The organism is Bartonella sp. MR30HLJHH (genome assembly GCF_042194195.1).
In the GTDB taxonomy this organism is placed as follows: domain Bacteria; phylum Pseudomonadota; class Alphaproteobacteria; order Rhizobiales; family Rhizobiaceae; genus Bartonella; species Bartonella grahamii.
On the sequence record NZ_JBHIMO010000058.1, the window covers coordinates 1 to 2,579 of the forward strand.

General features: G+C 43.2%; 2 protein-coding genes and 1 pseudogene. All 3 read right to left on the bottom strand.

What is annotated here, in order from left to right; all coding sequences use genetic code 11:
• Window positions 1–42: 42 nt before the first annotated feature.
• Complete coding sequence (locus ACFIKR_RS09145; RefSeq protein WP_375659624.1) at window positions 43–1,170, bottom strand: phage tail protein; 1,128 nt, start codon at window positions 1,168–1,170, stop codon at window positions 43–45.
• A 7-nt stretch (window positions 1,171–1,177) separates the two neighbouring features.
• Window positions 1,178–2,191, bottom strand: coding sequence for a phage tail protein (locus ACFIKR_RS09150; protein ID WP_375659625.1), 1,014 nt, complete (start codon window positions 2,189–2,191; stop codon window positions 1,178–1,180).
• 7 nt (window positions 2,192–2,198) lie between these two features.
• Window positions 2,199–2,579: pseudogene (locus tag ACFIKR_RS09155) on the bottom strand (phage tail protein); the annotation flags it as partial.

Genomic DNA, 2,579 nt, shown 5'->3' on the forward strand with positions numbered 1-2,579 from the left:
AATCTCTGATATCGCAAACGGTTTTAATGACATTTCAACTCCTCATGTCTTGATCCCATAAATGACACTCACATTAACGGGGCGCGTTTCAACACCACCAACCCTCTCTGCCATAAGGTGATGTTCATGATGCTCTCTGTCATTCAGCCCTTCTGTTATAGGCGTTGAATAATATAAAAAATTAGCAAACGGGCTCCTGATAAACCAAGGTAAACGAGGCGGTTTATCTTTTTCTGTAAACCAAAATGGAACCTCTGAAATGCCCACTATTCGGTCAAATTCTTCATGACATTTCTTTAAGCTATCCCCACTCAAACCTACACACTCTTCGTCTATAGCTCTCTTTCGCCTTTGCAAAGAAACTTCAGAAGAAGAAACATCCCGTTTTTTACGAGAAGAAAGACCTTCTGATGACGCTGGACCTATAAAATGTTCATGCGCTTTTAAAGAACAGGGTTGTATACTTGCAAAAGAACGCCAAGGGTCTAAATTGCGTTCATTATCAAGTCCCCGTAAAAATAGCCCCCGAAAATCGGGAACATTAAACGTCTCAACGCCATCCCCTTCTCCCCACGTCGTTCCTATGACACAAAATAAGTCCCAATAAACATACCGTGAATAAGCACTTCCATCACATGGCAACCAACCATCCGGCAAGCGTTCCATTGCAAACGGTCCTATCAGACCGGAGGGTAAGCGTTTTAAGGAAGAAACTTTACCCCTTGTCGGGTTGAGAACTTGCCACCCCGAAAGTTCTTCATCATACATGACTGTATAAAGACAACCATCTTGTATCTCTCCTCCCGACAAGGCTAATAAACCGGTTTCTGTCGCCTTATAAACAGGTTTGCCAGCTAAATTATTCAAAGCAATTGTTGTCGCCCCAACATTCTTGCCCTTTGCTTTAAAACAAACCGATATCCCATTCTTATACTCTAAAAATGCCGATTGGCTTAGAAGCCTTATCACGCTCGTCTTTTGGTTATTATCAACCGTCACAATCCCTTCAAGCACGCCGCCCGTATCCGATAAATACTCACTTATCCTTTGCATCATAAAACGAGCGCTATTATTAACCGTGTTAGGATGCTGTCCCTCTGACCAATTAATTAAAGCATCAGCACCACCATTCTCAGATGCCGTTAAAGACCAATCATAAATCGTGGACATCTGAACCTCACGTCTTGATTCCAAACACAACACTCATATTAATCGGGCGCGTCTCACTTACACCTGAACTTGCCAATGCAACATCACGCATGTGAAGGTGGGAATGGGGAAAGGCTAGCTTATGGTGCACGCGTATATCCTCTGCCCTCACACCCAAACGTTCGGCAAGTTTCAATCTTTGCTGGTCATTCAACACATATCCCCAGATGATCGTCATATCACCATGCCAACTCTCTTCCTGATTTTCATCATTCAAAATCGTAAAGGATTGACCCCCATGATCATGCTTTCTCATAGCGTCATTTTGTAAAGTGCCAAGATAACGAAAGCGGTCTATCTCGCGGTCATCATCAACACCTCGTAAAAAAACACCACGCAAATCGGGAACATTAAACTTCGTCCAACTATCAGCTCCACCCCATCTGATCCCTATCGCATCATAAAGAGCAGGATAATCACTGCGCAAATAAGCCTTCCCATCACAGGGTAACCAGCCATCTGGCAAAACTTGCATCCCAAAAATCCCTATCGTCCCCGTAGGATAAACGGGAATAACCGGTTCTTGTGATAAAGAAAGAGGCGTAGGATTTAAAACTTGCCAAGCATGATCCCTATAAACCAAGCTATAAATGCACCCCCTTTGAAGTTCACCTCCAGATAATGCACGAATGCCTAATTCCGTCGCCTTGTAAACAGGTTTAGCGGCTAAATCATTCAAAGCAATTGCGGTTTCCCCAACATTCTTACCCTTCGCTTTAAAATATATTGATATCCCATTCTTATATTTCAAAAAATGCGATTTACTTTGAAGTCTTATCAACGTCGTCTGTTGTTCAGCATCAACCGTAAAAGTGCTTTCAATTACACTACTCGTATCGGATAAATATTCACGCACACGCTGCATCATCACACGGGCGCTATTATTCACGCTGCTAGGGCGCTGTCCTTTTGACCAATCAATCAAATCATCACAATAGGCATTCAAGGAGGCATTTAAAGACCAATCATAGATCGTCGACATTTTAACCTCATGTCTTAATCGCAAACAGAACACTCACATTTACTGGACGCGTCTCGCCTTCACCAGTGCTCTCCAAAACAACCTCTTGGCTCTCATCAAGAGTATGAGAACTTACAATGTAGCCCCCTAAATTCTCACGCTCTATGCCCATAAAATTCGCTAGAGAGCTCCCCCCAAACAAGCCTAGACGATAGCCCAACACATCCGTCGTATTCCCATCCCAAAAGTTTTCGTTGCTGGTAAAATGAGACATCGAAAGGCTCTGTCCTTGATGTTGGTGAGACTCGATTAAATCTGTTTGCACACTTGCAAAAGAACGCCCCTCATCAATATTGCGCCCTCCATCAACACCCCGTAAAAACATCCCTCGAAAATCGGGAACATTAAA

Bases quoted from the DNA above. Each gene is read 5' to 3' on its own strand.
- ACFIKR_RS09145 (WP_375659624.1), bottom strand. From the start codon at position 1,170: ATGTCCACGATTTATGATTGGTCTTTAACGGCATCTGAGAATGGTGGT.
- ACFIKR_RS09150 (WP_375659625.1), bottom strand. From the start codon at position 2,191: ATGTCGACGATCTATGATTGGTCTTTAAATGCCTCCTTGAATGCCTAT.